We start from the raw sequence: 26,698 nt of genomic DNA on the forward strand, positions 1-26,698 counted from the left end.
CGCGCGGCAAGCGGGGCGGAGCGGCCGATGACGAGAATCGACTTTCACTCGAACGTCGGCGATTCGCTGCTGTACGCGTGCCGCCTCGTGCGCAAGGCGTATCTGGCGGGCCAGCCGCTCGTCGTGCTGGCCGAGCCCGCGCGCCTGCGCGCCTTCGACGAAATGCTGTGGACCTTCTCGCCGCTCGACTTCGTGCCGCACTGCATGGCGGGCACGCCGCTTGCCGCCGACACGCCGGTCGTGCTGGCCACGAATCTCGACGACGTGCCGCATCATCAGGTGCTGCTCAATCTGGGCGCAACGGTGCCGGCGCAGTTTGCGCGCTTCGAAAGATTGCTCGAAGTGGTCGGTAACGCACACGAGGAACTCGCTGCGGGCCGCGAGCGCTATCGCTTCTATCGCGATCGCGGCTATGCTTTGAACAACTACAAGCAGGGTGGCTAGTTCGTTGCGCTGCGCGTCATGACCGCGAGGAACGCGGCATGCGGACCGCCTGCCCTGACTTCGACTCAAACACGGAGAGCGCACGTGTCCGATCCCCACGACAATTCGATTCCGATCCTGAACGAGGTCCTCGTGCCGGGCCGCGCGCGAGAGACGCGCGAGGCGTCGACCGATGCCGCCGCGCCTGCATCCCAGCCGGGCGCCGAGGCCGCAACCCCAGCCGCCGCGCAACCGGCGGCGGTGCCCGAGCCCGCTTCCCGCACGGAGCCCGCATTCGTGCCACCGCCCGCGCATCGAGCCGACCCGACGCTGGCGCCCGAGCCGGTACTCGCGCCCCAACCGGTGCCCACGCCCGAGCAACTGAGTTCGCCGGAGCCCGTGCTCGTGCCGGAGCCGATGCCGACGCGAGAAGCCCCGCATGCGGCGGAGCATGAGCCTCTCGCGCAGACCGAGCTTCATCAGCCGCGCGTGGCTGATCACACGCACCCGAGAAAACACGCACGGCCGCATCACGGCATTCATGTGCGACATGGGCATGACGACTTGCATGAGGACGCGGAGGTGTCGCCCGGTGTGTTCGATCGTACCGAGCCCTTCATACCGCTCGAAGCCGGCGCGACCGTGCCGCCGGATATCGACCATGAAGGCGCGCACGAAGCCGCTCCCGCTCAGCCCACACTCGATGCCGACGCGCTCGCCGCACGTTTGCACGGACGCTTCCAGCGTTTTCTGACGGGCGAGGGGCGCGGCATCATCGAGGCGCGCTGCCGCGATGCAGTGCAGCAGCACACGAGTCTGCTCGTGAGCCAGATCACGCGCGAGGTCGCGCAGACGCTCGAAGCCGAGATGACCGATTGGGTACGTGAAGCGGTGGAAGAAGAAATCGCGCGGCGCTCGCGTTGACGCCGCGGTGACCTGGGAGCGCCGTTATTTGAGCGTCAGCACCCAAGCCGCCAGCGTGGCCGCCTGATCGGGCGTCAGTTGCGTGTTCGCGGGCATCGGCACGGTTCCCCATACGCCGGCGCCGCCATCGAGGATCTTGCGCTTCAGATAGGAGGCGGCGTCGTTGCGTCCCGCATAGCGGGCTGCAACGTCGTGCAGCGCCGGCCCCATGAACGGGCGAGTGACCGAGTGGCAGCTCATGCAGTTCTTCTGCTGGGCGAGCGCGAGCCCGGCTGCTTCGGCACGGGCTGCGGGACTGGCGGCGCTCAATGCGGCGGCGAGCGCAACAGTGGCTGCTACGGCTGCGTACGACATCGATTTCATTATGGTCTCCGCCAGTGCAGACGCCCGGCTCGTGGTGCACGCATTATAAGAGCAAAGGGGCGCACGGATTTTCGTGCGCCCCTTGCGTTTTCGCGTAACGTGGCGGCGGGTTATCCCTGTCGGGGCGGGCCACGCCGGCCGTGGTCATTACCCCGTCACCGCCCCTCGATTCGCCGGCTGCGCGAGCGCGAAATACTTGGCCATCACGCCGCGTGTGTAGCGCGGCTTCGGCGCCTGCCATGCGGCGCGGCGGCGCTGCAGCTCGGCATCGTCGATGTTCAGTTGCAGCAGCAACTGGTGCGCGTCGATCGTGATCGAATCGCCTTCCTGCACGAGCGCGATCGTGCCGCCGACGAACGCCTCCGGCGCGACGTGCCCAACCACCATGCCCCAGGTGCCGCCCGAGAAGCGGCCGTCGGTGATGAGCCCGACCGATTCGCCGAGCCCCTTGCCGATGATCGCCGAAGTCGGCGCGAGCATTTCCGGCATGCCGGGGCCGCCCTTCGGGCCAAGATAGCGCAGCACGACGACGTCGCCGGCGACGATCTTGTCGGCGAGGATCGCTTCGAGCGCGCTCTGCTCGTCGTCGAACACGCGCGCCGGGCCCGTGATGACCGGGTTCTTGAGCCCGGTGATCTTGGCGACCGCGCCGTCTTCGGCCAGATTGCCCTTCAGGATCGCGAGATGGCCTTCGGCGTAGAGCGCCTTGTCGATCGGGAAGATCACCTGCTGATCGCTGCGCGGCTTGGCTGGTACGTCCTTCAACTCCTCGGCGATCGTTTTGCCGGTGATCGTCATGCAATCGCCGTGCAGAAGCCCGGCGTCGAGCAGGATCTTCAGCACCTGTGGAATGCCGCCCGCCTTGTGCAGATCGGTGGCGACGTACTGGCCCGACGGCTTCAGGTTGCAGATCACCGGCACCTTCTTGCGCATGCGCTCGAAGTCTTCGATCGTCCATTCGATCTCGGCCGCGTGCGCGATCGCGAGGTAGTGCAGCACCGCGTTGGTCGAGCCGCCGGTCGCCATGATCAAGGCAACCGCGTTTTCGATCGACTGCTTCGTGATGATGTCGCGCGGCTTCAGATCCTTCTTGACGGCTTCGACGAGCACACGCGCCGATTCGGCGGCCGAGTCGACCTTCTCCTGGTCGGGATTCGCCATCGTCGACGAATACATGAGCGACATGCCGAGCGCCTCGAACGACGAGCTCATCGTATTGGCCGTGTACATGCCGCCGCACGAACCGGTCGACGGACACGCATTTTTCTCGATGCCCTCGAAATCCTCCTGCGACATGCGGCCCGCCGTGAATTCGCCGACCGCCTCGAACGACGACACGATCGTCAGATCGGTGCCTTTCCAGTTGCCCGGCCGAATCGTGCCGCCGTACACGTAGATGCCCGGCACGTTCATGCGCGCGAGGCCGATCATGCCGCCCGGCATGTTCTTGTCGCAGCCGCCAATCACGACCACGCCGTCCATCCATTGCCCTTGCACGCAGGTCTCGATGCAATCGGCGATCACCTCGCGCGACACGAGCGAGTACTTCATGCCCTCGGTGCCCATCGACATGCCGTCCGAGATCGTCGGCGTGCCGAAGGTCTGCGGGTTCGCGTCGGCGCGCCTGATCGCGGTGACGGCCGCGTCGGCGAGACGCTGCAGGCCGGCGTTGCACGGCGTAATCGTCGAGTGGCCGTTGGCGACGCCGATCATCGGTTTGTCGAAATCCTCCTTCTGGTAGCCGAGCGCGTAGTACATCGAGCGATTCGGTGAACGCGCGATGCCTTGCGTGATGTTCTTCGAACGACGGTTGTAGGCCATGGGGAGCTCCCAGTCTGGCTGTTCTGATGAAAGCGCGCGGCGGCGTCCGCGCGCGCATCCGTTCAGTGTAGTTCCGCCAGACCGTGCAAACCGGCGGTTTTGCGTGACACGCGTCGTGTGTATTATTCGCGGTTGTTCAGGTCGTAAAATATATTAATCATGCTGCCGACGATCCCCGACCTGCGCCAGTTGCGCTATTTCGTCACCGTCGCCGAGGAAAAGCACTTCGGGCGCGCGGCCGCGCGTCTGTCGATGACGCAGCCGCCGCTGTCGCAGGCGATCCGCGCGCTCGAGGAGACGCTCGGCGTCGAGCTGTTCGCGCGCACCAAGCGCTCGGTCGAGTTGACGGCGGTCGGCGCCGATCTGTTGCCGGAGGTGCAGCGGCTGCTCGCGGCCGCGGAAGGGCTCAGGCCGCTCGCGCAGAGCCTCGCGCGCGGCGAGGCGGGCGTGCTGTCGCTCGCGTTCGTGTCGACTGCGGATTACGGCCTGCTGCCGCTGCTGCTGCGCGATTTCGGCGCGCGGCATCCGCGCGTGCGGCTCGAACTGACCGAGGCGACCAGCGACGTGCAGGTCGAGGAACTGGTGGCCGGGCGTATCGACGCGGGTCTGGTGATCGCGCCGCTGCCGTCGCGGCATGCGGCGCAGCTGTCGTGGCTGCCGATCGCGCGCGAGCCGCTCGTGATTGCGATGTCGACGGAGATGGCGCAAGGCTTGTGGGGCAGCGTGAACGCAAACGGCAAGGGCAGCGCCGCCGAAGACCCCGCCGCCGAATGGCTCGACATGCCCGTCAGCCTGCGCGATGTCGCCGACGCGCCGCTCGTGATCTTCCCAAGGCGTCTCGCGCCGGGCTTTTATGACATCATTATGGATTGCTACGGCGTTGCGGGCCTCGCGCCACGGATCGGCCAGGAGGCGATCCAGATGCAGACCATCGTGAGTCTCGTGTCGGCCGGCATGGGCGTCGCGCTGGTGCCGCAATCGTTGCGTAACCTGCGGCGCACGGGCGTCGTGTACCGGCCGCTGTCCGAGTCGGTGCCCGCGATCGAGACGGGCCTCGTCTGGCGCACCGACGAGGTCGGCCCGGTGCTGGCGGGCTTCATCGACATCGTGCGCGCGCATGCGGCGAGCGTCGCGTCGCGTGTCTAGATCCCGCTTCTGATTCCCTGTAAAAACTGCTTTCGAACCTGAACTGCCCATAACTACACGATGCTCATTCACCCCAATTTCGACCCTGTCGCCATCCATCTGGGGCCGCTCGCCGTGCGCTGGTATGGCTTGATGTACCTCGTCGCGTTCGTCGCGGCGATCGTCGTCGCCCGGCTGCGGCTGCGGCTGCCGTATGTCGCCGCGCAAGGCTGGACCGCGAAGGATATCGACGACATGCTGTTCTACGGCGTGCTGGGTACGATCCTCGGCGGCCGGCTCGGCTATGTGCTGTTCTACAAGGCGAGCTTTTATTTCGCGCATCCGCTCGACATCTTCAAGGTGTGGGAAGGCGGCATGTCGTTTCACGGCGGCTTTCTCGGCGTGACGATCGCGATGATGCTGTTCGCTTATCAGCGCAAGCGCTCATGGCTGCAAGTCACCGACTTCGTCGCACCGATGGTGCCCACGGGCCTCGCGGCGGGGCGCCTCGGCAATTTCATCAACGGCGAGCTGTGGGGCCGCGTGACCGATCCGTCGGCGCCGTGGGCGATGCTGTTTCCCGGCGCCGCGCCTGACGACGCCACATGGCTCGCCGCGCATCCGCAACTGGCCGCGCAATGGCATCTGAACGAAGTGTTCGCGCAATATCACATGCTGCCGCGACATCCGTCGGAGCTGTACGAGATCGCACTCGAAGGCGTGGCGCTGTTCTTCGTGCTGATCTTTTTCTCGCGCAAACCGAAGCCGCTCGGCGCGATTTCCGCGATGTTCCTGATCGGCTACGGCCTTGCGCGCTTCACGGTCGAATTCGCGCGCGAGCCGGACGATTTCCTCGGCCTGCTCGCGATGGGGCTGTCGATGGGTCAATGGCTGTCGCTGCCCATGATTCTCGCGGGCATCGGCCTGATGGTGTGGGCGTATCGCCGTGGGCGTCGCGAGCCGGCGCAGGCGGTTGGCGCGAACTGAGCGGCGCTCGGCTAGCGTAGCGAGTGTTGCATAAAAAACGCCACGGCATCGATGGATGCCGTGGCGTTTTCTGTTTGGGCTTGCGCTTGCGCGTCACTTCATCTGCACCGACCCCGACACGTTGACCGTCACCGTCGACGTGCCGCCTTCGAGCGACAGCGGCGCGCTCTTCGCGTCGGCGCCCATCGCGCGTGCGCTCATCATCATCACCGGACGCGGCATCACGCCGCTGTGATTCACGTTGACCTCGCGGATCGAATAGCCGCTAAAGCCGAACGCCTGCGAGGACGCCGCGGCCTGCTCGCGAAACGATTTGATCGCCTCGCCGCTGAGCCGCTGTTCGGCCGCGCGCTGCGCTTCCGGCGACAGCGAGAAACGCACGTTGCCAACCTGCATGATCGATGCCATCTGTCCGGCGAGCTTCGATGCCGCGGCGAAGTCGCGCGATTTGAGCACGACTTCCGTGCGGCCGCGCCACGTCGAGATGCGTCCGTCGCGGTCCGTCGACGGGAAGATCGAGAACGCGCCCGAGCGCGCGGTCACGCCGCTGACGCCGCGCGCTTTCTGCAATGCCGCGTCGGCGCGTTCGTTCAGCGTCGACGTCAGCGACGACGGCTCGCTCGCTTCCTGTTCGTAAAACAGCGTGATTTCGACTTCGTCCTGCGGGACTTCCGCGCTCGCCTGCGCATTCAGCGACAGCACGCCCGAAGGCTGCGGCATCATGGTCTGCGCTCGAGCGGGCGCAGGGTTCAGTGCGAGTGCCACAGGCGCGCCCAAGGCGAGCGCAAGTGCGAGGGACCGTGCGGTTTTTGTCGTCATGACTGGAATCCTTGTTTGAACAGGTTGTGCACGTTCGACGCGAGCGCCGGGTGGTGGCGCGCGGTTTGACGGATGCGCTGGCGAATGCATCGGCTTGCCGTCGAGCGGCCGGTTCGAGCTCACGCTTTCGTCGACCGATTAGGCGGGTTTTACCGACGCTTGGTTCCCCAATTAGTGCTTCGCCGCCGCATCGGAAACGATGACCTGGATGCGATCACGACAGGTGCCGCGTCGCGCGTTCGCCCTTAAACCAGCTGTTTAGTGATGAAGCGCCATTCGGCTTCGGTCACCGGCGTGATCGACAGGCGGTTGCCTTTGGCGAGCACGCGCATGTCCTGCAATTCGGCATGCTCGCGCAGCGCGGCAAGCGGAATCAGCGCGATTTTCTTCTTGAACACGACGTCGACGAGCATCCAGCGCGGCGTTTCCGGCGACGATTTCGCGTCGTAGTACGGACTCTTTTTATCGAACTGGGTCGGGTCCGGATACGCGGTCGACGAGACCTCCGCGATGCCCGCGATGCCGGGCTCCGGACAGCTCGAATGATAGAAGAGCACGCCGTCGCCGACCTGCATCACGTCGCGCATGAAGTTGCGCGCCTGATAGTTGCGTACGCCGGTCCACGGCAAGGTGCGATGAGGTGCGTTGGCGAGGTCGTCGATGCTTGCTTCGTCCGGTTCGGACTTCATCAGCCAGTAGCGCATGAATCGGAGTGAGCGTGTGTGAGATTGAACGAAGCGCAACAACGCAGGCGCGTACGGAAAAGCCCCTGAAAAAGGCGCTCAAACGAAAAAACGACGACCAAAGAAAAACGGCATCGAACCGAAGTCCGATGCCGTTCCAGATAAGGTCCCCGCCTTAGCCGCTAGGCCGGCATCCTGAACCGAGGGTTCAGAATTGGTCGCAGTTAGCAACACTTCGGGTACATCAGACTGAGTGACGCGCACACCCGTGCTACAAATTTCCGCAACCGTGCACATGGCATTGGTTCAAGGAATGTATGACCTTGGCGAACCAGGCAGGGAAGCTAACCGATGATGCTACAACCCAAACCGTTGAACACGTGACCGATTCGAAACCGGCCCACTACTGCTTACTGCAAGCTGTACTGCTCGATCACAGTACCTAGCTGTTCGTTCATTTGCTGCATTGTACGCCGGATTTCTTCAGCAGGAAATGCTTCTCCGTGTCGCACGCTGCTTTGCAGCTTAAGCAGTTCCGATGCCAGCGACAGCGCAGCCATCACGGCGATGCGATCGGTGCCGCGCACGTTGCTGCCGCTGCGGATTTTCTTCATCTCGGCGTCGACGCGCGCGACCGCCTCGAGCAGCGCGCCTTCCGTTTCCGGCGAACAGGCGAGACGATAGGGTACTTCGAGAATCGATACTTCGATCTGCTTGGTGGTCATGCGCTTTCTCCGTGTCGGCTCACGTCGCTTTCCGCTTCCTCGTGTTCGGGCTGGGCGGACTCGAGCAGATCGAGCTGGTTATCCGGTTCGCTGCTCGCGCGTGCGCGCGGCAATTTTTCGAGAATCGCATTCAGGCGCACCTGAGCGTCGTCGATCTTGGCGGACAGCGCGTCGCGTTCCGCCTGCAGTGCGTCGCGCTCTTCGCGCAATTGCGCGAGTTCCGCATGCGTGGCTTGCACTTCGGCACGCGTTTGCGCGAGCTGCTCTTCGAGCGCGAGCCGCGCTTCGTTGTGGCGCTGGCTGATCGCAATCAGCTTGCCGATGTTCTGGGAGAGTGATTCGAGTTCGGTGAGCATGTGCTGCGTCCTCTAAAGACATCGCATTTTAGCGCGGAATATTACAGGTTCCGACAATTGTCTCGTTTCGAGACGTAACAGCATCGCTTCGTGCACGTTCGTTGGGTGTCGCGTCGTCGACCATAAGATAAAAACCGGCAATCCATCCGACAATAACCTGCATTCAACAGAACCGATTGCGCTCCGGTCGACCTTTCTTGACGCCCCGCGAGGCCGCTCCTAAACTTCCCGCACTCTGGTGCCCGCGCGCGCTTTTCGGCGCGCGCAGTTAAACGGGAAGCAGGGCGCGCGCGGTGCCAAAACCGGATGCGCGAACCTGCGCTGCCCCCGCAACGGTAAGCGACCGCATGTGATGTGCTCATGCAGGTCGGTCCTGGTCGCAAGGTTGGAAGTTCAACGTGCGAGTGTGCCACTGCGCGTCACGCGTGGGAAGGCGGATCGATGTGTCGTAGCCCGGATACCGGCCAGAAAAGAGGGACGTCCCCCCGCGAAAACGCTAAACAAGGGGGCGCTCGTGACGCGTCGGCCCGCGGGGAAGCAGGCCGCGCACGCCATCCACAGGAATGTCATCCCATGCTGTCCCCCATCGCCCGCGCAACGCTGCTCGCGTTCGCGAGCCTGCCGCTCGTCGTGCATGCGCAAAGCGCCGAGCCCGCGTCTTCATCGTCCGCGACGGATGCAACCGCTGCGAGCGCCGCAAACGTTGCCGACGCGGCCAATCTCACTTCCACCGATGCGTCGGGCAACGTGCTGTCGCCGATCGTCGTGACCGCGCAACGCGGACCGCAAGCGTTGCGCGATGCGATCCCGCAGACTACGCAGTTCGATCAGCAGGACATCGCCGACACGACCGCGACCGATCTGCCCGGCCTGTTGCAACTCGCGCCAGGCGCGCAAATCTCGCGCACGGGTGGCCCCGGTTCGACCACGAGCCTCTTTCTGCGCGGCGCATCGTCGACGCAATCGCTGCTGCTGATCGACGGCGTGCGCGTCGATTCGGTGAGTCTCGGCACAGCTCAACTCGCGCAGATTCCGCTCGATCAGGTCGATCACGTCGAAGTGGTGAACGGCAACGTGTCGGCGTTGTATGGCTCGGGCGCGATCGGCGGCGTCGTGCAGGTGTTCACGAAAGACGGCGGCGATCATCCGCCGCGTTTCAATTTTTCGGTCGGCTACGGCAGCTACCGCACGCAGACGCAAACGGCCGGCGTGAACGGCGCGCTCGATCAGGACGGCCGCACGACTTTCAATATTTCGCTCGCACGCACGAAGGACGACGGCTTTTCGTCGCTCAATCCGCTCGAGGCGCCGAACGCGAATCCGAACGCAAACGGCAATCTGAACGAGAGCATCAGCGCGTCGCTGCGTCACAAGTTCACCGACAGGTGGGACGCGGGCGTCAGCTACTTCCAGTCGAACAACGACAACAGCTACGACAATGCGTACGGCGAGCCCATCGATCTGAACAATCTCTATAGCAAGGTGCGTCAGGTGTCGGTATTCGCGAACGGCAAGCTGACCGACTGGTGGACCACCCACGTCACGCTCGCCGAGGGCGACGACCGCGGCGTGTCGAACACCAATGGCATCTACAACGGCCGCTTCGATACCGACAATCGTCAGTACACGTGGCAGAACGATTTCGCGCTCGCCGCGAACCAGAAGCTGCAACTCGGCTACGAGCATCTCGACCAGACGCTCGACTCCGACACGTTCGCCGCGCCCGACCGTCACGTCGATTCGGTCTTCGCGGGCTACAGCGCGCGCTTCGGCCGCAACCAGATTCAGGCCAACGTGCGACGCGACCAGTACTCCGATTTCGGTGGGGCGAACAGTTACTATCTCGGCTACGGATTCGACATCACGTCGCGCTGGAAGGTAACCGCAAGCTATTCGGATGCGTTCCGCGCGCCGAGCTTCGACGATCTGTACTATCCGATCAGCGGCAACCCATCGATCCAGCCCGAGCGCGGTCATTCGGTCGAAGCCGGTTTGCAGTACGCGACCGATGCGCTCGGCGTGATGCGTCTGAACGCATTCCAGACGCGCTATACGAATCTGATCGACTACGTGCAGACGATCCCCGGCATCTACCTCGCGGAGAACGTCGGCCATGCGAAGGTGCAGGGACTCGAGGGATCGTGGAGCGGTCATGTCGGCAAGACCGACGTGCGCGCAACGGTGACGCTGCAGAACCCGGTCGATCTCGACAACGGTACCGACCTCGTGCGGCGCGCGCGTCGGTTCGGGTCGTTCGCGGTGAATCGCAGCATCGGTGGCTGGCGGGTTGGCGGCGAGTGGATCGTCAGCGGTCCGCGCACCGATAGCACGGGCAACCTCGGCGGTTATGGCATCGTGAATCTGTCGGCGCGCTACAACGTCACCAAAGCGTGGTACGTCAGCGCGCAAATCGACAATCTGTTCAACAAGGATTATGAAACGGCCTACTCGTATAACTCGCCGCGACGCGGTGCGTATCTCACGCTCGGCTGGCAGCAGCAGTGACGCGCGCGCCGGGTTGGCCGCATGCGTGAGCGCACGCGGATGAGTCGCGCGTCCACTTCGCTGCGCGCCGCGATGGCGACGCCGCGCCCGATGAACGCGAAACGCGCGGCCGCGATCTGGCTCGGCCTCGCGCTCGCCGCCATCGCGGTGCTCGGCGCGTCGCTGGTGCTCGGCAGCGTGCCGCTCGCGCCGTCGCGCGTGCTTGCGGCGCTCGTGCCGACGCACACGTTCCGCGGCACGGGCAGCGACGATCTCGCCGGCGAAATCGTGCGTACGTTGCGTTTGCCGCGCGCGCTCGCGGGCTTCGCGTGCGGCGCGTTGCTCGCGCTCGCCGGCGCGCTGCTGCAGGTGCTGCTGCGCAATCCGCTGGCCGAGCCATACGTGCTCGGCGTGTCGGGCGGCGCGGCGACGTTCGCGCTCGTTGCGATGATCGCGGGCGGCGCATGGTGGCTCGTCGATGCGAGCGCGTTCGCGGGTGCGTTCGTGTCGATCCTGCTGGTGCTCGGCCTCGCGCGTCGCGAGCTATGGCGCGGCGAGCCGCAGGACACGTCGCCCCGTTTGCTATTGACCGGCGCGGTGATCGCGGCCGGGTGGGGCGCGCTGATCACGCTGCTGCTCAATCTCGCGCCCGACAGCCGTCTGCGCGGCATGCTGTTCTGGCTCACCGGCGACCTGAACGGCGGCGCGCTGCCGTGGACCGCGCTGATGGCGCTCGCGCTCGTGTTGCTTGCGATCGTGCCGGCCGCGCCGCGTCTGAACGTGTTGCTGCGCGGCGACGCGGCCGCGCAGGCGTTGGGCGTCGCCGTGATGCCGCTGCGTTTGCGTGTGTACCTGGTCGCGTCGCTGGCGGCGGCCGCGGCGGTGACGACCGCGGGCACGATCGGCTTCGTCGGTCTCGTCGTGCCGCACATGCTGCGGCTCGCGTTCGGCAACGATCAGCGCATGCTGCTGCCGGCGGCCGCGCTCGGCGGCGGTGTCGCGGTGATGGGCGCGGATCTGATCGCGCGGACCGTGATCGCGCCCGCGCAATTGCCGGTCGGCGTGATCACGTCGCTGGTCGGCGTGCCGGTGTTCCTGTGGATGCTGCTCAAACGCCGCCGATGATACGAGCCAAACCCAGCCCCACCTGTTCGATGCTGAGCACGCAGCGCCTGACGTTGCGCGCCGGCGCGCGCACCTTGCTCGACGCGTTCACGCACACGTTCCATGCGGGCGAAATCTGGTGCATCGCCGGGCCGAACGGCGCGGGCAAGACCACCTTGCTATCGACGCTGGCGGGGCTGTTGCATCCGGCGGCGGGCCATGTCGAACTCGATGGCGTGCGCGTGGCCGACTGGCAGCCGCTGCCGCTCGCACGGCGCCGCGCGCTGATGCCGCAAAGCGCGGCCGATGCGTTCAACGCAAGCGTGCTCGACATCGTGCTGCTGAACCGCTTCCCGCATCTGGGCGGCAGGGGCTGGGAGCGCGACGAGGATCGCGCGGCCGCGCGGGCGGCGCTCGAACGGCTCGGCCTCGCGGACTTTGCGGCGCGCGACGTGCTGTCGCTGTCGGGCGGCGAGCGTCAGCGCGTTGCCCTCGCGGCGGTGCTGTGCCAGGACGCGCCGCTGTTGCTGCTCGATGAACCGTTGTCGCATCTCGACCTGCATCATCAGGTCGACTGTCTCGACGCGCTCGTCGCATGGACGCGCGAACCGCGCCGTAGTGTGCTGTTCTCGTGCCACGACCTGAACCTCGCGCGCCGCTTCGCGACGCACGCGTTGCTGCTCGACGGCGCGGGCGGCGCGTATGCGGGCCCAGTGCGCGACGTGCTGACGCCCGCGTTGACGAGCCGCGCGTTCGGCTATCCGCTGATTCTGATTCGCGACGGCGAGCACGAGGCGCTGATACCCGCGCCGCGCGCGCGTCACGAATCGGCTGCCGGCCATGACGCACAGTCAGGCTGATATTTATTCCTACCCCTTGTTTCGATCACACCTATGACTCGCATCCCACACCCAGCCGGTTTGCCCGAAGTCGCGCCGCTCGATCAGACGCTACGCGCCGAACTGCAGCGGATCATCGATACGCGCACCAAACCGCCCGGCAGCCTCGGCCGGCTCGAAACGCTCGCGCGCCAGATGGGCCTGATCCAGCGTAGTACGCGTCCCACCGTGCAGCGTCCCGCGATGATCGTTTTCGCGGGCGACCACGGCATCGCCGCCGAAGGCGTGAGCCCCTATCCTCAAGCGGTGACCGCGCAGATGGTCGCGAACTTCATCGCGGGCGGCGCGGCGATCAACGCGCTCAGCCGCGTCGCGGGTCTCGAACTCGAAGTGGTCAACGCGGGCATCGCGACGCCGCTGCCGTCCACGGACCGACTCGTCGACATTCCGGTCGGGCCCGGCACGCGCAACTTCGCACACGAAGCCGCGATGACGTGCGCCGAAGCGCTCGCCGCGATGCAGGCGGGCGCCGCGCGCGTGCGTCATCACGCGGCGCTCGGCACGAACGTGATCGGCTTCGGCGAGATGGGCATCGCGAACACCTCGGCGGCCGCGTGTCTGATGAGCCGCCTGTGCGGTGTGCCGATCGACGACTGCGTCGGCCGCGGCACGGGTCTCGACAATGCCGGACTCGCGAAGAAGCGCAACGTGCTCGCGGCGGCGCTCGCACGCCATGCGGATGCACGCGCGCCGCTCGACGTGCTCGCGACCTTCGGCGGCTTCGAAATCGCGATGATGGCGGGTGCGTATCTGGCGGCCGCCGAGGCGCGCATGACCGTCCTCGTCGATGGCTTCATCGCGACGTCCGCGCTGCTGGTCGCCGATGCGTTCTCGCCCGACGTGCGCGAGTACTGCGTGTTCGCGCATGCGTCGAACGAGGCCGGGCATCGGCGCATGCTCGATCATTTCGGCGCGCAGCCGCTGCTGTCGCTCGACATGCGGCTCGGCGAAGGCACGGGCGCCGCGCTCGCGGTGCCGTTGCTGCGCGCGGCGGTGGCCTTCGTCAACGAGATGGCCAGCTTCGATTCGGCGGGCGTCGCCGATCGCGAACCGTGAAGCGCGTGAGCACGCGCTTCGCGATAACGCGAAGCTCGGCCCGCAGCACCGTGAAACTGCACTCGCCAAGTTCATGAACCCGCTCGCGGAACTGCGCTATTTCTTCACGGCGCTCGGTTACTTCACGCGCGTGCCCGTGCCGCGCTGGGTCGGTTTCGAGCCGCATTATCTGAACGCCGCGGCGCGCTATTTTCCGCTCGTCGGCGTGTTGGTCGGCGGCTTCAGCGCGCTCGTCTATCTGGCCGCGCTGCGCGTGTTTCCGGCGAGTGTCGCGGTGCTGCTGTCGATGGCCGCGTCGCTCGTGGTCACGGGCGCATTTCACGAGGACGGTCTCGCCGATTGCATCGATGCGTTCGGTGGCGCCTATACGCGCGACGATGCGCTGCGCATCATGCACGACTCGCGCATCGGTGCTTTCGGCGCCATCGCGCTCGTGATCGCTCTGGCGATCAAGTGGCAAACGCTCGCGGCGTTGCCACCGCCGCGCGCCGCAAGCCTGATGCTTGCGGCGCATGGTGCGAGCCGCGCGTGCGCGATCAGTTACCTGGCCACGCTCGACTATGTGCGCGCGGCCGGCAAAGCCAAGCCGGTCGCGCAGCGTTTGAGCGGGCCGGCGCTGTTGTGCGCCGCGCTGTTCGGGCTGCCGTGGCTCCTGTGGCCGAACGGCCCCGGCATGCCCGACTGGCGTTTCGCCGCGCTCACGTGTGCTGTGCTGTTCGCGCTGCGCTTTGCGATGGGCCGTTATTTCGTCAGACGCATCGGCGGCTATACCGGCGACTGCCTCGGCTTCGCGCAGCAGATCTTCGAATTGAGCATCTACCTGGTGGGGCTTGCATGGATATCGTCCTGATTCGACATCCCGCTGTCGCGCTCGAGGCGGGGGTTTGTTACGGCCATAGTGATGTCGCGTTGGCGGAAAGCGCCGAGGTCACGTCCAATGCGTTGGCGGTGAAGCTCGCGAGCTTGCAGGTGCCGGCGCCGCGTGTGCTGATCACGAGTCCGCTTACGCGCTGCGCCGCGCTAGCGACCGAGATCGCGAACGACTTCGGCTGCGTGGTCAGCCACGACGAGCGCTTGAAGGAAATGGATTTCGGCGAGTGGGAAGCGCAGCGCTGGGATACGATCGATCGCGCGCTCCTCGACGACTGGGCCGCCAATTTCGAACATGCGCGCGCGCATGGCGGCGAGAGCGTCGCGCAATTCGTCGCGCGTGTGCGAGCGTGGTTCGATGCGTTCGCGCTGACGCGCGAGCTGTCGCCCGCATACGTGGTCACGCACGCGGGCGTGATGCGCGCGATCGCGTCGTGGGTGCTGGAGGTGCCGCTCGCGCATTGCCTGCAGTGGTCGCTAGATATGACGGGGATCGTCTGGTTGCGACGTAACGACGAGACGCTGCAGTGGTCGCTCGTGCGATGGAATGCGTGACCCGCGTGGTCATCGGGAAAACTGATCCCTTTTTCTCGCCACACGCGGCGCCGTCATGGCGCGGGCTGCTTTCTGCGCGAGCGCGCCAGTTCGAGGTCCTCGCACAGTTGCCGCGCGCCTTGCGCGATGCGCGGCGCGGGGCGATTGATCAGATCGCCGTCGATCGCAAACAGGTTGTCGTTCGCGACGGCCGCGAGACCCGGCCATGCGCGCCATGTGTCGAGTTGCGGCAGCATCGTGTCGGGCCGCGTCGCGCCGGGCGCGGCGGTGACGATCGCCTGAGGATTCGCCGCGAGCACCGCTTCGGTCGACACGGTCGGCACGAGCGGCTGCAGGTCCGCGAACACATTGCGGCCGCCGCATAGCGTGATCACGTCGCTGATCATGTGCTCGCCGTTGAGCGTCATCAGCGGCCGGTCCCATACCTGATAAAAGACGCTGACGGTCGGGCGGTTCGCATACCGCGCGCGCAGACGGGCGATGTCGTCGCGATAGGCGGCCGCCGCCGCATCCGCGCTCGTCGATGTGCCGAGCAGCCGGCCGAGCTTGGTCAGCGACACGGCGATATCGTCGAGACGGCGCGGCTCGCTGAAAAAGAGCGGCACGTGTAGCTCGCGCAAGCGTTCGAGCTGGCGCTGCGCGTTGCCGTGCCGCCACACGACGATCAGGTCCGGTTTCAGCGCGACGATGCGTTCGAGGTCGAGCGCCTTGTTGTCGCCGACGCGCGGGAGTTGCTTCGCTTCGGGCGGATAGTCGCTGTACGACACCGCGCCGACCATCTTCGGGCCGCCGCCCGCGGCGTACAGCAATTCGGTCACGTGCGGGGCGAGGCTGATCACGCGCCGCGCGGGCGCGGCGAGCGTGACGGTCGCGCCGCTGTCGTCGGTGACGGTGATCGCGGCGTGCGCGCTCAGTGCGGTCAGCGCGAGCGCTGCGGCGCCGAACCAATGGATGAAGCCGTGCGCGGGCGGGGCAAAGCGGATGGAACGTGCAAAGCGGATCATCGGACGAGGGCGGATCACGAAGCGTTGAGCGGCTTGGGTGCGAAGGTCACTGCGCTAACTCGAGCGCGCGGTATCGATCGAGTCAACCGCCTGTTGCAACTGTTGCTCGAAGCGGGTCCATTCGGCTTCGTCGCCCGGCAGCCCGAAGCGCACGCTGGCCGATGGCACCCGAAGCGACGGCGGAAAAAGACGCGTCCACACGCCACGCCGCGCGAGTGCTTCATGCAACGCGGCGGCGCGCGCATCGTCGGTCCATGCGAAAAGCGGCGTGCCCCGTGTCGCGAAACAGTGCGCATGCAACAGCCCGGCAAGCCGCGCGCTGTCGCCGATGAGCCGCTCACGCATCCGCGTTTGCCACGTGGCATCGTCGAACGCGGCGCTCACTGCATGACGCGCGGGACCGCTGACGGTCCACGGCCCCAGCCTGTCGCGCAACGCGGCGAGCAATGCGGGCGCGCCCAGCACGAAGCCGGCGCGCACACCCGCGAGCCCGAAGAACTTGCCGGGCGAGCGCAACACGACGAGCCCGTCCCGATGCGTATGCGCCGCCAGCGACGCGACCCGCGCGGCCGGCAGCGTATCGGCGAACGCTTCGTCGACGAGCAGCGTGCCGCCGCGTTCGCGCAACTGCGCGTGCCAGTACAGCAGCCGGGCGGCATCGATATGCGTGGCGGTCGGATTGTCTGGGTTGACGATCGCGACGTGCGTGAGCGCGGCGGGCAGCGTGTCGCGATGCACGTCGAGCGGCGCGACCGCGTGTCCGGCGCGCGCGAACGCGGGCGCGTACTCGCCGTAGGTCAGCGGCGCGATGCCGACCGTCGCGGGCGACAGCAATGCGGGCAGCGCGCGAATCGCCGCCTGGCTGCCGGCGACGGGCAGCACGTGCGCGGCATCGGGCGCGCCGTAGTAGCGCGCGGCCCGCTCGGCGAAGCCGTCGCCTTCGTCGGGCAAACGGCGCCACGCGTCGGCGGGCAGCGGCGGCACCGGATAGCCGTGCGGATTGATGCCCGTCGACAGATCGAGCCACTGCGCGTACGCAATGCCGTAGCGCGCCGCCGCTTCGTGCAGGTTGCCGCCGTGCGCGATCGGGCCGCTTGCGGCGTGCTCGCGCGGTTGCGTCCAGTCGGTCATGCGCTCATCCCATCGCTACGCGCGTCGTTCCGCTCAGCCATGAAACGGCACGCTCAACAATGCCAGCACGATCAGCACGGCCAGCCAGAGAATCACGGTGCGTTCGACCAGCATCAACGCGGCGCCCACATGACGCGCCTCGGCGGGACTCCCGAAGCCCAGCGTCGGCCGGTGCTCGAGCGTGCCGTGATACACGGCCGGCCCGCCGATCAGCACGTTCAGGCTGCCGGCGCCGGCGGCCATCACCGGGCCCGCGTTCGGGCTGTCCCAGCGCGGCGCCTGCTCGCGCCAGCAGCGCCAGGCGGTCAGCGTGTCGCCGAGCAGCGCGTAGCTCGTGGCAGTCAGCCGCGCGGGAATCCAGTTCAGCACGTCGTCGATGCGCGCGGCGGCCCAGCCGAAGCGCAGATAGCGCGGCGTGCGATAACCCCACATCGCGTCGAGCGTATTGGCGAGGCGAAAGCCGAGCGCGCCAGGCCCGCCCGCGAGCGCGAACCAGAACAGCGCGCCGAAGATCGCGTCGTTGCCGTTTTCGAGCGCCGATTCGATCGCGGCGCGCGCGAGCGCGGCCTCGTCCGACTGCGCGGTGTCGCGCGAGACGATCCGTGCGGTCAACTCACGTGCCGTGGCCAGATCGCGTTGGCCGAGCGCCCGCGCGATCGGCGCGATGTGATCGCGCAGGCTGCGCGCGCCGAGCGCGAACCACAGCAGCGCGACATGCAGCGCGCAGGCCGCGAACAACGGCAGCACGGCGACGAGCCACCACGCGATCAACACCGGCGGCAGAACCGCGAGCGCCCATGCGAGCAGGCCCCTGAGCCGCAGACGCCGGTCGTGATTGAAGCGCGCCTCGATGCGCGCCGCCCAGTTGCCGAAGCCGACCAGCGGATGCCGGCGGCTCGGCTCGCCGAACCAGCGATCGACGGCGACGCCCGCGACCGCGAGCGTCGCGACCAGCGGCATGGTCAGCGGCGGCATCACACGCCGCTCGCGCTTTTCAGCGCGAGCGGCAGTCCCACGACCATCAGCGTGGCCGCGCTGCTCAACGCGGCGATGCGCTGATTCAAGCGCCCGAGTTCGTCGACGTAAAGACGCGTGGCTTCGCCGAGCGGCACGACGCCGAGGCCGATCTCGTTGCTGACGACGATGATCTTGCCGCGCGCGCCGGCGAGCGCCGCTTCGAACGCGGCGGCCTGCTCGTAGTAGTGCGACAGCGGCGCCGCCGCGCCGTCGGCGGGACATAGCAGGTTTGCGAGCCACAGCGTCAGGCAGTCGATCAGCAGACACTGGCCCGGCGCGTCGTGTTGCGCGAGCGCGCCGGCGAGGTCGTCGTCCGCTTCGACGAGCCCCCAATGCGCGGGCCGCCGCTCGCGATGATGCGCAATGCGCGCGTTGAATTCGGCGTCGTCGGTGACGCGGGCGGTGGCGATGTAGGTGACGGGGAAGGCGCTGGCGCTGGCGAGCCGCTCGGCATGCGCGCTCTTGCCCGAGCGGGCGCCGCCGAGGACGAAGGTGAGGTCGCGGGGAGTCATCTTATGATTGTACCGGCGCGATGGGATAATGCCGCTCGATTGCATTGCAACGCCACTGTCCATCTTCCACCTGCACCGCCGTGACCCGAATGCCCATTTCTCCCGACACCCTGCCCGTGCCGCGCGGCACGCTGATGATCCAGGGCACCACTTCCGACGCGGGCAAGAGCACGCTGGTTGCGGGACTGTGCCGCCTCGCGCGGCGCGCGGGTGCGCGGGTCGCGCCGTTCAAGCCGCAGAACATGGCGTTGAACAGCGCGGTGACCGTCGACGGCGGCGAGATCGGCCGCGCGCAGGCATTGCAGGCGCTCGCCGCGGGCATCGACGCGCACACCGATCTGAACCCGGTGCTGCTGAAGCCGACCAGCGATCGCGGCGCGCAGGTGATCATCCACGGCAAGGCGCGCATCAATCTCGACGCGCGCGGGTATCACGACTACAAGCCAGTCGCGTTCGAGGCGGTGCTGGAGTCGTATGCGCGGCTGCGCGCGTCGTACGACACGATTTTCGTCGAAGGCGCGGGCAGTCCGGCCGAGATCAATCTGCGCGAGCGCGACATCGCGAACATGGGTTTCGCGGAGGCGGTCGACTGCCCGGTCGTGCTGGTCGCCGACATCGATCGCGGTGGCGTGTTCGCGCACCTGACCGGCACCCTCGCGTGTCTGTCCGACAGCGAGCAGGCGCGCGTGCGCGGCTTCATCATCAACCGCTTTCGCGGCGACATCGGTCTGCTGAAGCCCGGGCTCGACTGGCTGGAAGCGAAGACCGGCAAGCCGGTGCTCGGCGTCGTGCCGTATCTGCATGGCCTGACGCTCGACGCCGAGGACATGCTGCCGCCCGAGCTGCGCGCGGCGGCGAGCGTTGATTCGCGCCGTCTGCTGCGCGTGGTCGTGCCGGTGCTGCCGCACATCAGCAATCACACCGACTTCGACGCGTTGCGCGCGCATCCGCAGGTCGATTTTCACTATGTGCGCGCGGGTACGCCGCCGCCGGCCGCCGATCTGATCATCCTGCCGGGCTCGAAGAACGTGCCGGACGACCTCGCGTTTCTGCGCGCACAGGGCTGGGACGACGTGCTCGCGCGGCATCTGCGCTACGGCGGCCGCGTGATCGGCATTTGCGGCGGCATGCAGATGCTGGGCCGCGAGATCGCCGATCCGCATGGCGTCGAGGGCGCGCCCGGCACCTTCGCGGGCTTCGGCTGGCTCGACTATGCGACGGTGCTCACGCGCGACAAGACGCTGAAGAATGTGACCGGGCGCCTGGCGCTGCCCGGCACGCCGGACGTCGCCGGCTACGAGATTCATATGGGCGAGACGCGCGGGCCGGCATTGGACACGCCGGCGCTGCGAGTCGACCACGCTGGCCCGCACGAGGGCGGCGCGGACTTTGGCCGTCCCGATGGCGCGATGTCCGCCGATGGCCAGATTCTCACGACCTACGTGCATGGCCTGTTCGACACGCCGGCCGCGTGCGCGGCGCTGCTCGCATGGGCGGGTTTGAGCGATGCCGAAGCGCTCGACTATCCGGCGTTGCGCGAGGCGTCGCTGGAGCGGCTGGCCGACACGCTGGCCGGGCACGTCGATATGCGCAGGCTGTTCGCGGCGCTGGGGTGACGCATTGCGCCGGCCTCCTTCATCGGATCGAAAGCAATTGCTGCTCGCGCGGTTCGCTCAGTACAACACCATCTGTGTGCAACGAAACAGTGCGATGGTCTTATCATCCGGACCGGTGACCGTCGCGTCCCAGACCTGCGTGCTGCGCCCAAGGTGCACACCCTTCGCGACCGCGCGGATCGTGCCCTGCGTCGCGGTGCCGAGGAAGTTGCTCTTCAGCTCGATCGTCGTGAAGTTGCGCGAGTTTTCGGGCAGATGCGCGATGCACGCGTAGCCGCACGCGGTGTCGGCGAGGCCGATCACCGTGGCCGCGTGCAGGAAGCCGTTCGGCGCGAGCAGCGCGTCGCGCACGGTCAGTTCGGCGACCAGCGTGCCCTGGTCCACGGTCAGCACGCGCAGGCCCAGCAGGTCCGGCAGCGTGCCCTTCTGGCGCTCCAGCAGGCGTTCGACGGTGTATTCCGGGCGTAGTTTGCTCATGAGATTCAGGTCCTTGTCGAAAAAACGGCGGGTTGGAGCGGCCGATTCGCGATGTGGGGGCTTCGGCCGCGCTGAATTTGTCGATATTATCAACGGCTGTACCGGTGGGCGTCCGTGGGAACCGAACTTCGAACGGCAGCGATCGTGGGGCCCGCCGGCGCCGGTCACAACGGATCGGCGGGAACGGAGCAATAGCGCGGCAAACCGGCTGGCAGCGTCCAGCCTTCTTTCCGGGAGATTTCATGTCGGTGATCGTGGTGGCGAATCCGAAGGGCGGCGTGGGCAAGAGCACGCTATCGACCAATCTGGCCGGCTATTTCGCCGCGGCGGGCGAATGGGTCGCGCTGGCCGACCTCGACAAGCAGCACTCCGCGCATGCGTGGCTCGAATTACGGCCCGCCACGCTGCCGAACATCGAAACCTGGGAGGTCAATCCCGACACGCCGGCCAAGCCGCCGAAAGGCCTCGAGCACGCGGTCGTCGACACGCCGGCCGGCCTGCACGGCAATCGCCTGAACATCGCGCTCGATCTCGCCGACAAGGTGATCGTGCCGTTGCAGCCGTCGCTGTTCGATATTCTCGCGACCCAGGAATTTCTCGAGCGGCTGGCGAAGGAAAAGGCGGTCAGGAAGGGCGCGATCGAGGTCGGCGTGGTCGGCATGCGCGTCGATGCGCGCACGCGCTCGGCCGAGCAACTGCATCGCTTCGTCGAGGGATTGAAGCTGCCGGTGCTCGGTTTTCTGCGCGACACGCAGAACTACGTGCAGCTCGCGGCGCACGGCCTGACGCTGTGGGACGTCGCGAAAAGCCGTGTGGAGAAGGATCTGGAGCAGTGGCAGCCGATCGTCGAGTGGACGAACGGCGCGGGGAAGAAGGGCTGAGACGGGGGCTGCCGCCATCAGTCAAGCGTCAAGCTGAGCTTCGCTCAGCTCCAGGCCTGCGTGGGCACGTGGTCGCGGCTGCCCTTGATCTTGTTGTTTTCATCGACGAACACGAGGTCCGGCTTCCAGCCCGCCTTCAACTCCGCCTCGTCGACCACCGCGAACGCCGCGATGATGACCAGATCGCCGAGCTGCGCGCGACGCGCGGCCGAGCCGTTCAGCGAAATCATGCCGCTGCCGCGCTCGCCCTTGATCGCGTACGTCGAGAAGCGCTCGCCGTTGTTGATGTTCCAGATGTCGATACGCTCGTTTTCGACGATGTTCGCCGCTTCGAGCAGATCTTCGTCGATCGCGCACGAGCCCTCGTAGTGGAGCTCGCAGTGCGTGACCGCGACGCGGTGAATCTTCGACTTCAGCATATTGCGTTGCATGATCAATCCAATCCTTTGTGACTGCGCAGTGTAACTGTGTTCGCGCGGGCGGTTGCGGCGTCAGATTTCGAGGTTGTCGATGAGCCGGGTCGCGCCGAGCTTCGCGGCGGCCAGCACCACGAGCGGTGCGCTGGCGTCCTGCGCGCCGGGCGCGATCAGGTTCGAGCGCTTGCGGATCGCGATGTAATCGGGATTCCAGCCGCGCGCCGCGAGCGTCGCTTTGGCCGACTCTTCGAGTTTCGCGAAGTCGCGCTCGCCCGCGAGCACCGCGTCGCGCACCCGATTGAGTTCAGCGGCCAGCATCGGCGCCTCGGCGCGTTCGGCGGCCGAAAGGAACCGGTTGCGCGAGCTGAGCGCGAGGCCGTCGGTGTCGCGCACGGTTTCGGCGGCGACGATGTCGGTCGGCAGCGCGAACTGGTGGCACATCTGGCGCACGATCATCAGCTGCTGGTAATCCTTCTTGCCGAACACCGCGACGCGCGGCTGCACGCACGACATCAGCTTCATCACGACCGTGCACACACCGTGGAAGAAGCCGGGGCGGAATTCGCCCTCGAGGATGTCGCCGAGATCGTGCGGCGGATGCACGCGGTATTCCTGCGGCTCCGGATACATGTCCCTTTCGGTCGGCGCGAACAGCACGTAGACACCTTCCTTTTGCAGCTTCTCGATGTCGGCTTCGAGCGTGCGCGGATATTTGTCGAAATCCTCGTTCGGGCCGAACTGCAGGCGGTTGACGAAGATGCTCGCCACGACCGGGTCGCCGTGCTGGCGCGCGAGGCGCATCAGCGACAGATGGCCCTCGTGCAGGTTGCCCATGGTCGGCACGAAGGCCGTGCGATTCTGGCCGCGCAACTGGTCGCGCAATTCATGGATCGAGCTGATGACTTTCATGATCGGACAGGGATAGGCTCGCGCGGCGCGCGATCCAGTTGGCGCGACACCTGGCGGAATCGCGCGGGTCATCGCCTCACCGGCAAATGACGGGTTCGGAGCGCGGATTGTAGTGGATTTGGACAGCGGACGCACCGAAACGCGGCGGCACTTCCGAGCGGCGGGCGACGAGCTTGCCGCGCATTCCCCGCTGAGGCCCGCCAGGCTTCGCTGCGACGGTGTTCGTAGCGAGATTTCCACGGTCCGGCCGCGGTCCGGCCGTCAAGCGGCCGTCATTCAGCGCTCAGGCCGGTAGATACGCCAGCCGCACGTAAATCGGCGCGAACGGCTCCGCCTGGGTGATTTCGACGAGCGATTCACGGCACAGCTCGAGCACGGCGATGAAATTCACGATGACGACCGGCACGCCGCGGCTCGTGTCGAACAGATCGGAAAACTCGATGAAGCGCGCATTCTGCAACTGCCGCAGGATCAGGCTCATGTGCTCGCGCACCGACAACTCCTCGCGCGAAATCTTGTGATGCTGGACCAGCTTCGCGCGCTTGATCACGTCGGCCCACGCGGCGCGCAGGTCGTCGCTGTTCACGTCCGGGAAGCGCGGGGCGACACTCTGCTCGATGTAGACCTCGGCGCGCAGGAAATCGCGCCCAAGCTGCGGCAACTGGTCGATGCGTTGCGCGGCGAGCTTCATCTGCTCGTATTCGAGCAGGCGGCGCACCAGTTCGGCGCGCGGGTCTTCGGCTTCCTCGCCGGTGTCGGCCTTCTTGACCGGCAGCAGCATGCGCGACTTGATTTCGATCAGCATCGCGGCCATCAGCAGATACTCGGACGCGAGTTCGAGATTGGTCTTGCGCAGTTGCTCGACGTAGCCGAGATATTGCACGGTGACATCCGCCATCGGGATGTCGAGCACGTTGAAGTTCTGCTTGCGGATCAGGTACAGCAGCAGGTCGAGCGGCCCCTCGAAGGTCTCGAGGAATACCTCGAGCGCGTCCGGAGGGATGTACAGGTCGTTCGGCAGCTTGAACAGCGGCTCGCCGTACAGACGCGCGAACGCGACGCCGTCGACCGTGTCGGGCGTCGAATCGGTGGCGGGCGTGGAAAGCGCGGTGTCGGACGGTGCCGGCGCTGGGCCGTGAACCGGGCCGTGTATCGGGCCGTGAAGCGGACCATGCACCTCGTCAGCGTGACTCATCGTCGGCGTGACTGGGGAGCTTAGAAGTTCTGGTAGTACGAGTAAGGCGTCTGCTGCACGCGCGAAGCTTTCTGCTCGGCGCGCTCTTCCAGATCGACCGGCTGTTTGTCCCACAGCAGTGCGCGGCCTTTGCGTTGCTCGGCCTCCAGATTGGGCTTCTGTTGCTTGAGCTGGTTCAGGAACTGGGTGATGTCCGATTGATACATGGCTCGACGTCCGTGGTGGGTAGGGTGGCGGCTCTCGGGCTGGCCGCTGCGCGGTGCCGCGAAGGGCGCCGTCGTCCGCGATTTTACCGCATGCGTCGCGGGCGGTCGAAAATCGCCGCAGGCCGCCCATTTTTGAGATGAAGCGCGGAGCTCCGCCAGGGGCACGAGAGAGGCCGATCGGGGTCGCGTTGTGGTCAAATAGCATGCCTCGATCGCATGCGCGGCCGGGGCGCGAGAATTCACTCATTGAGGCCGGAGGTCCTGTTTGGCGGGAGGTACGATCGACATGCCGCGTGCGTTGCGCGGCGGGACCGTCCAGGCGCGCGGGCGCGCGCGTGAGCGGGAGGCGCTCGCGCGGTGCTGGCTGCGTGTGTCGCTCGCCATCGGCCTCGGCCTCCTGATGTTGCTGCTCGCCTTGGGCAAGGCTCACGCGGCGAGCAAGGCACCGAGCTACAAGGTCGAGGTGGTCGCCGAGCCGCGCGCGCTGCGCCGGCTGCTCGAACAGCACCTCGATATCTCGCGTTTCGCGAAGCGGCCCGACGTCACCGACGACCAGTTCTCGTTCCTGATCACCGCGACGCCACAGCAGGTGCGCGATCTCGCCGCGACGCAGGGCTATTTCTCGCCGCTCGTCAGCACCGACGTGCGCACCGTCGACAACCTGCGGCAGGTCACCGTGCGCGTGGAGCCGGGCCCGCAGACCAAAGTCACGTCGGTCGATCTGTCGTTTCGCGGCGCGGTGCTGACCGAAGACCCATCGCGCGAAAACGCGACGCGCTTCGCGTTCTCGCTGCAGGAGGGCCAGCCGTTCTCGCAGGGCGCCTGGGACGACGCGAAGAACGCGTCGCTGCGCGAGCTGCAATCGCGCCGCTACCTCGCCGCGAAGATCTACCACTCCGAGGCGCTGATCGATCCGCGCACGAACACGGCGAAGCTGTCGGTGATCTACGACAGCGGGCCGACCTTCACGATGGGCCAACTCGACGTGCAGGGCACGAAGCGCTATCCGGAGCGCATCGTCCACAACGTCAATCCGATCTCGCCTGGCGACATCTACGACACGCGCACTGTCGCCGAACTGCAGCGGCAACTGCAGAACACGCCGTACTTCGCGAGCGTCGCGATCGACCTCGACAACGACCCCGCCAAGCCGCTCGACACGCCGGTGCACGTGAAGGTGTCGGAGTTTCCGTATCACAGCTTCCGCGGCGGCGTCGGCTATTCGACCGACAACGGCCCGCTCGTGCAGGGCGGCTACACGTATCTGAACACGTTCGGCGCGGCGTGGCCGTTCACCGTCGAGGGCCGCGCCGACAACACGCAGCAATACGGGCAGATCCAGCTGTCGATGCCGCCGGGCCAGCACGGGTGGACCAATAGCGTGCTCGCGTCGTACACGACCACCGACGTCTCCGACACGCGCATCTACAGCATCCGCGGCGGCGTGCAGCGCTCGCGCACGTCGCAGTTCCTCGACTACAGCTATTCGCTGCTGTTCTATGACGATCAGCTCGACCAGAACGCGGCGCCGCCGACCCGCGCGCACGCGCTGGTGCCGGGGTGGTCGTGGACGCGGCGCGACACCGACGACCCGCTGTTCCCGCGCCGCGGCAACCTGATCCACGTCGAGGCGGGCTTCGCGGTGAAAGGTCTGCTCGCCGACCAGTCGTTCATCCGCGGCTACGCGCGCGGCCAGCAGTATTTCCCGATCGGCGTCAACGACATCGTGCTGATCCGCGCCGAGCTTGGCGGCGTATTCACGAGCGGCAGCTCGAGCGGCATTCCGGCGTCGCTGCTGTTCCGCGCGGGCGGCTCGAACTCGGTGCGCGGCTACGGCTTCCAGAGCATCGGTAACAACGTCGCCGGCTCGATCCTGCCGACCAAGTACCTGGTGACGAGCGCGGCCGAATACCAGCACTGGTTCTCGCACAACTGGGGCGCGGCCGTGTTCTTCGACATCGGCACCGCGACCGACACCTGGGGCGAAAAAGTTTTCTATCCGGGCGCCGGCGTCGGCGCGCGCTGGCGCAGCCCGGTCGGCCCGGTCAATCTCGATGTCGCTTACGGGATCCGCGATAACAGGGTGCGGCCGTATATCACGCTCGGCATCGCGTTCTGACGTTTTGACGACAACCCACTA

At 66.6% G+C, this 26,698-nt stretch carries 28 protein-coding genes, 1 other RNA gene and 1 riboswitch; of the genes, 13 read left to right on the top strand and 16 right to left on the bottom strand.

The features are described from left to right. Nucleotides 1–27 precede the first annotated feature (27 nt). Nucleotides 28–444, top strand: coding sequence for a DNA polymerase III subunit chi (locus OKW41_RS44295; RefSeq protein WP_018419682.1), 417 nt, complete (start codon nucleotides 28–30; stop codon nucleotides 442–444). Between the two features lie 84 nt (nucleotides 445–528). After that, a complete protein-coding gene (locus tag OKW41_RS44300) occupies nucleotides 529–1,347 on the top strand; it encodes a DUF2486 family protein (RefSeq protein WP_429576334.1) in 819 nt (272 codons plus the stop codon). Between the two features lie 24 nt (nucleotides 1,348–1,371). Here the strand turns inward: OKW41_RS44300 and OKW41_RS44305 are convergent, their stop codons facing one another. Then, nucleotides 1,372–1,710 carry a c-type cytochrome gene (locus OKW41_RS44305; RefSeq protein WP_429576335.1) on the bottom strand — a complete coding sequence of 113 codons (339 nt, stop codon included), beginning with the start codon at nucleotides 1,708–1,710 and terminating at the stop codon, nucleotides 1,372–1,374. 147 nt (nucleotides 1,711–1,857) lie between these two features. After that, nucleotides 1,858–3,531 (bottom strand): dihydroxy-acid dehydratase, encoded by a 1,674-nt coding sequence (gene ilvD / locus OKW41_RS44310; protein WP_018419686.1) that lies wholly within the window; start codon nucleotides 3,529–3,531, stop codon nucleotides 1,858–1,860. Nucleotides 3,532–3,690: 159 nt separating this feature from the next. Here ilvD and OKW41_RS44315 point away from each other — a divergent pair, with 159 nt between their 5' ends. Beyond that, nucleotides 3,691–4,677: a LysR family transcriptional regulator gene (locus OKW41_RS44315; protein WP_429576336.1), complete on the top strand. Its 987-nt coding sequence runs from the start codon at nucleotides 3,691–3,693 to the stop codon at nucleotides 4,675–4,677. A 60-nt stretch (nucleotides 4,678–4,737) separates the two neighbouring features. Continuing rightward, nucleotides 4,738–5,643 (top strand): prolipoprotein diacylglyceryl transferase, encoded by a 906-nt coding sequence (gene lgt, locus OKW41_RS44320; RefSeq protein ID WP_187611785.1) that lies wholly within the window; start codon nucleotides 4,738–4,740, stop codon nucleotides 5,641–5,643. A 93-nt stretch (nucleotides 5,644–5,736) separates the two neighbouring features. Here lgt and OKW41_RS44325 read toward each other — a convergent pair whose 3' ends face one another. The 5 genes from OKW41_RS44325 to OKW41_RS44345 all read right to left on the bottom strand — a co-directional run bounded on the left by OKW41_RS44325 (nucleotide 5,737) and on the right by OKW41_RS44345 (nucleotide 8,226). Then, complete coding sequence (locus OKW41_RS44325) at nucleotides 5,737–6,462, bottom strand: SIMPL domain-containing protein (protein ID WP_429576337.1); 726 nt, start codon at nucleotides 6,460–6,462, stop codon at nucleotides 5,737–5,739. Between the two features lie 245 nt (nucleotides 6,463–6,707). Next, nucleotides 6,708–7,166 (bottom strand): EVE domain-containing protein, encoded by a 459-nt coding sequence (locus tag OKW41_RS44330; protein WP_184065310.1) that lies wholly within the window; start codon nucleotides 7,164–7,166, stop codon nucleotides 6,708–6,710. Nucleotides 7,167–7,308: 142 nt separating this feature from the next. Beyond that, nucleotides 7,309–7,490, bottom strand: a non-coding RNA gene (ssrS, locus tag OKW41_RS44335) — 6S RNA. 65 nt (nucleotides 7,491–7,555) lie between these two features. Further along, complete coding sequence (locus tag OKW41_RS44340; RefSeq protein WP_018419691.1) at nucleotides 7,556–7,870, bottom strand: cell division protein ZapA; 315 nt, start codon at nucleotides 7,868–7,870, stop codon at nucleotides 7,556–7,558. Next, nucleotides 7,867–8,226 carry an ATPase gene (locus OKW41_RS44345; protein WP_184007785.1) on the bottom strand — a complete coding sequence of 120 codons (360 nt, stop codon included), beginning with the start codon at nucleotides 8,224–8,226 and terminating at the stop codon, nucleotides 7,867–7,869. Before OKW41_RS44345 ends, OKW41_RS44340 begins: the two co-directional genes overlap by 4 nt. 219 nt (nucleotides 8,227–8,445) lie before the next feature. After that, nucleotides 8,446–8,709: riboswitch (cobalamin riboswitch) on the top strand. Nucleotides 8,710–8,799: 90 nt separating this feature from the next. Between OKW41_RS44345 and OKW41_RS44350 the strand changes: the two genes are divergently transcribed. The 6 genes from OKW41_RS44350 to cobC all read left to right on the top strand — a co-directional run bounded on the left by OKW41_RS44350 (nucleotide 8,800) and on the right by cobC (nucleotide 15,194). Next, entirely contained in the window at nucleotides 8,800–10,731 is a 1,932-nt protein-coding gene (locus OKW41_RS44350) for a TonB-dependent receptor domain-containing protein (protein ID WP_429576338.1), read from the top strand. Between the two features lie 39 nt (nucleotides 10,732–10,770). Next, a complete protein-coding gene (locus OKW41_RS44355) occupies nucleotides 10,771–11,835 on the top strand; it encodes a FecCD family ABC transporter permease (RefSeq protein WP_429576339.1) in 1,065 nt (354 codons plus the stop codon). 29 nt (nucleotides 11,836–11,864) lie between these two features. Beyond that, nucleotides 11,865–12,674 (top strand): ABC transporter ATP-binding protein, encoded by an 810-nt coding sequence (locus OKW41_RS44360; protein WP_429452736.1) that lies wholly within the window; start codon nucleotides 11,865–11,867, stop codon nucleotides 12,672–12,674. 33 nt (nucleotides 12,675–12,707) lie between these two features. After that, on the top strand, nucleotides 12,708–13,769 hold the full coding sequence (gene cobT, locus OKW41_RS44365; RefSeq protein WP_429452734.1) for a nicotinate-nucleotide--dimethylbenzimidazole phosphoribosyltransferase: 1,062 nt from the start codon (nucleotides 12,708–12,710) through the stop codon (nucleotides 13,767–13,769). Between the two features lie 73 nt (nucleotides 13,770–13,842). After that, nucleotides 13,843–14,619 (top strand): adenosylcobinamide-GDP ribazoletransferase, encoded by a 777-nt coding sequence (locus OKW41_RS44370; RefSeq protein ID WP_429452732.1) that lies wholly within the window; start codon nucleotides 13,843–13,845, stop codon nucleotides 14,617–14,619. After that, a complete protein-coding gene (gene cobC, locus OKW41_RS44375) occupies nucleotides 14,604–15,194 on the top strand; it encodes an alpha-ribazole phosphatase (RefSeq protein WP_090803430.1) in 591 nt (196 codons plus the stop codon). The genes OKW41_RS44370 and cobC overlap by 16 nt, the downstream gene beginning before the upstream one ends. 53 nt (nucleotides 15,195–15,247) lie before the next feature. On the opposite strand, the gene OKW41_RS44380 is transcribed toward cobC, so the two are convergent. From OKW41_RS44380 to cobU, 4 genes are read right to left on the bottom strand one after another with little or no spacing between them, the layout of a single operon-like run. Continuing rightward, nucleotides 15,248–16,198 (bottom strand): cobalamin-binding protein, encoded by a 951-nt coding sequence (locus OKW41_RS44380; protein ID WP_429576340.1) that lies wholly within the window; start codon nucleotides 16,196–16,198, stop codon nucleotides 15,248–15,250. 54 nt (nucleotides 16,199–16,252) lie between these two features. Beyond that, the gene (cobD, locus tag OKW41_RS44385; RefSeq protein ID WP_429576341.1) at nucleotides 16,253–17,329 is read right to left on the bottom strand and encodes a threonine-phosphate decarboxylase CobD; all 1,077 of its coding nucleotides are present in this window, start codon (nucleotides 17,327–17,329) and stop codon (nucleotides 16,253–16,255) included. A 33-nt stretch (nucleotides 17,330–17,362) separates the two neighbouring features. Continuing rightward, nucleotides 17,363–18,304, bottom strand: coding sequence for an adenosylcobinamide-phosphate synthase CbiB (gene cbiB / locus OKW41_RS44390; protein ID WP_429576342.1), 942 nt, complete (start codon nucleotides 18,302–18,304; stop codon nucleotides 17,363–17,365). After that, a complete protein-coding gene (gene cobU / locus OKW41_RS44395; RefSeq protein WP_429576343.1) occupies nucleotides 18,304–18,858 on the bottom strand; it encodes a bifunctional adenosylcobinamide kinase/adenosylcobinamide-phosphate guanylyltransferase in 555 nt (184 codons plus the stop codon). Before cobU ends, cbiB begins: the two co-directional genes overlap by 1 nt. Before the next feature lie 89 nt (nucleotides 18,859–18,947). On the opposite strand from cobU, the gene OKW41_RS44400 reads away from it, so the two are divergent. After that, nucleotides 18,948–20,474, top strand: a complete 1,527-nt coding sequence (locus OKW41_RS44400) for a cobyric acid synthase (protein WP_429576344.1) — start codon at nucleotides 18,948–18,950, stop codon at nucleotides 20,472–20,474. Between the two features lie 57 nt (nucleotides 20,475–20,531). Here OKW41_RS44400 and OKW41_RS44405 read toward each other — a convergent pair whose 3' ends face one another. Then, nucleotides 20,532–20,951, bottom strand: coding sequence for a PaaI family thioesterase (locus tag OKW41_RS44405; RefSeq protein WP_429576345.1), 420 nt, complete (start codon nucleotides 20,949–20,951; stop codon nucleotides 20,532–20,534). A gap of 242 nt (nucleotides 20,952–21,193) precedes the next feature. Here OKW41_RS44405 and OKW41_RS44410 point away from each other — a divergent pair, with 242 nt between their 5' ends. After that, nucleotides 21,194–21,832 (top strand): ParA family protein, encoded by a 639-nt coding sequence (locus OKW41_RS44410; protein WP_184059634.1) that lies wholly within the window; start codon nucleotides 21,194–21,196, stop codon nucleotides 21,830–21,832. A 44-nt stretch (nucleotides 21,833–21,876) separates the two neighbouring features. On the opposite strand, the gene panD is transcribed toward OKW41_RS44410, so the two are convergent. From panD to OKW41_RS44430, 4 genes are all read right to left on the bottom strand, one after another. Next, nucleotides 21,877–22,263 carry an aspartate 1-decarboxylase gene (gene panD, locus OKW41_RS44415; RefSeq protein ID WP_018431692.1) on the bottom strand — a complete coding sequence of 129 codons (387 nt, stop codon included), beginning with the start codon at nucleotides 22,261–22,263 and terminating at the stop codon, nucleotides 21,877–21,879. Nucleotides 22,264–22,323: 60 nt separating this feature from the next. After that, nucleotides 22,324–23,157, bottom strand: coding sequence for a pantoate--beta-alanine ligase (gene panC / locus OKW41_RS44420; protein ID WP_184022806.1), 834 nt, complete (start codon nucleotides 23,155–23,157; stop codon nucleotides 22,324–22,326). A gap of 283 nt (nucleotides 23,158–23,440) precedes the next feature. Further along, nucleotides 23,441–24,352: a segregation and condensation protein A gene (locus tag OKW41_RS44425; RefSeq protein ID WP_221311919.1), complete on the bottom strand. Its 912-nt coding sequence runs from the start codon at nucleotides 24,350–24,352 to the stop codon at nucleotides 23,441–23,443. Nucleotides 24,353–24,372: 20 nt separating this feature from the next. Next, nucleotides 24,373–24,558, bottom strand: coding sequence for a DUF3460 family protein (locus tag OKW41_RS44430; RefSeq protein WP_429576346.1), 186 nt, complete (start codon nucleotides 24,556–24,558; stop codon nucleotides 24,373–24,375). A gap of 265 nt (nucleotides 24,559–24,823) precedes the next feature. Between OKW41_RS44430 and OKW41_RS44435 the strand changes: the two genes are divergently transcribed. Then, nucleotides 24,824–26,677, top strand: a complete 1,854-nt coding sequence (locus OKW41_RS44435) for an autotransporter assembly complex protein TamA (protein WP_429576347.1) — start codon at nucleotides 24,824–24,826, stop codon at nucleotides 26,675–26,677. The last annotated feature ends 21 nt before the right edge of the window (nucleotides 26,678–26,698 follow it).

It is taken from the genome of Paraburkholderia sp. UCT70 (assembly GCF_050434085.1).
GTDB lineage: Bacteria > Pseudomonadota > Gammaproteobacteria > Burkholderiales > Burkholderiaceae > Paraburkholderia > Paraburkholderia tuberum.

Bases quoted from the DNA above. Each gene is read 5' to 3' on its own strand.
- OKW41_RS44295 (WP_018419682.1), top strand. From the start codon at position 28: ATGACGAGAATCGACTTTCACTCGAACGTCGGCGATTCGCTGCTGTAC.
- OKW41_RS44305 (WP_429576335.1), bottom strand. From the start codon at position 1,710: ATGAAATCGATGTCGTACGCAGCCGTAGCAGCCACTGTTGCGCTCGCC.
- ilvD (WP_018419686.1), bottom strand. From the start codon at position 3,531: ATGGCCTACAACCGTCGTTCGAAGAACATCACGCAAGGCATCGCGCGT.
- OKW41_RS44315 (WP_429576336.1), top strand. From the start codon at position 3,691: ATGCTGCCGACGATCCCCGACCTGCGCCAGTTGCGCTATTTCGTCACC.
- lgt (WP_187611785.1), top strand. From the start codon at position 4,738: ATGCTCATTCACCCCAATTTCGACCCTGTCGCCATCCATCTGGGGCCG.
- OKW41_RS44325 (WP_429576337.1), bottom strand. From the start codon at position 6,462: ATGACGACAAAAACCGCACGGTCCCTCGCACTTGCGCTCGCCTTGGGC.
- OKW41_RS44330 (WP_184065310.1), bottom strand. From the start codon at position 7,166: ATGCGCTACTGGCTGATGAAGTCCGAACCGGACGAAGCAAGCATCGAC.
- OKW41_RS44340 (WP_018419691.1), bottom strand. From the start codon at position 7,870: ATGACCACCAAGCAGATCGAAGTATCGATTCTCGAAGTACCCTATCGT.
- OKW41_RS44345 (WP_184007785.1), bottom strand. From the start codon at position 8,226: ATGCTCACCGAACTCGAATCACTCTCCCAGAACATCGGCAAGCTGATT.
- OKW41_RS44350 (WP_429576338.1), top strand. From the start codon at position 8,800: ATGCTGTCCCCCATCGCCCGCGCAACGCTGCTCGCGTTCGCGAGCCTG.
- OKW41_RS44355 (WP_429576339.1), top strand. From the start codon at position 10,771: ATGAGTCGCGCGTCCACTTCGCTGCGCGCCGCGATGGCGACGCCGCGC.
- OKW41_RS44360 (WP_429452736.1), top strand. From the start codon at position 11,865: ATGCTGAGCACGCAGCGCCTGACGTTGCGCGCCGGCGCGCGCACCTTG.
- cobT (WP_429452734.1), top strand. From the start codon at position 12,708: ATGACTCGCATCCCACACCCAGCCGGTTTGCCCGAAGTCGCGCCGCTC.
- OKW41_RS44370 (WP_429452732.1), top strand. From the start codon at position 13,843: ATGAACCCGCTCGCGGAACTGCGCTATTTCTTCACGGCGCTCGGTTAC.
- cobC (WP_090803430.1), top strand. From the start codon at position 14,604: ATGGATATCGTCCTGATTCGACATCCCGCTGTCGCGCTCGAGGCGGGG.
- OKW41_RS44380 (WP_429576340.1), bottom strand. From the start codon at position 16,198: ATGATCCGCTTTGCACGTTCCATCCGCTTTGCCCCGCCCGCGCACGGC.
- cobD (WP_429576341.1), bottom strand. From the start codon at position 17,329: ATGACCGACTGGACGCAACCGCGCGAGCACGCCGCAAGCGGCCCGATC.
- cbiB (WP_429576342.1), bottom strand. From the start codon at position 18,304: ATGCCGCCGCTGACCATGCCGCTGGTCGCGACGCTCGCGGTCGCGGGC.
- cobU (WP_429576343.1), bottom strand. From the start codon at position 18,858: ATGACTCCCCGCGACCTCACCTTCGTCCTCGGCGGCGCCCGCTCGGGC.
- OKW41_RS44400 (WP_429576344.1), top strand. From the start codon at position 18,948: ATGCCCATTTCTCCCGACACCCTGCCCGTGCCGCGCGGCACGCTGATG.
- OKW41_RS44405 (WP_429576345.1), bottom strand. From the start codon at position 20,951: ATGAGCAAACTACGCCCGGAATACACCGTCGAACGCCTGCTGGAGCGC.
- OKW41_RS44410 (WP_184059634.1), top strand. From the start codon at position 21,194: ATGTCGGTGATCGTGGTGGCGAATCCGAAGGGCGGCGTGGGCAAGAGC.
- panD (WP_018431692.1), bottom strand. From the start codon at position 22,263: ATGCAACGCAATATGCTGAAGTCGAAGATTCACCGCGTCGCGGTCACG.
- panC (WP_184022806.1), bottom strand. From the start codon at position 23,157: ATGAAAGTCATCAGCTCGATCCATGAATTGCGCGACCAGTTGCGCGGC.
- OKW41_RS44425 (WP_221311919.1), bottom strand. From the start codon at position 24,352: ATGAGTCACGCTGACGAGGTGCATGGTCCGCTTCACGGCCCGATACAC.
- OKW41_RS44430 (WP_429576346.1), bottom strand. From the start codon at position 24,558: ATGTATCAATCGGACATCACCCAGTTCCTGAACCAGCTCAAGCAACAG.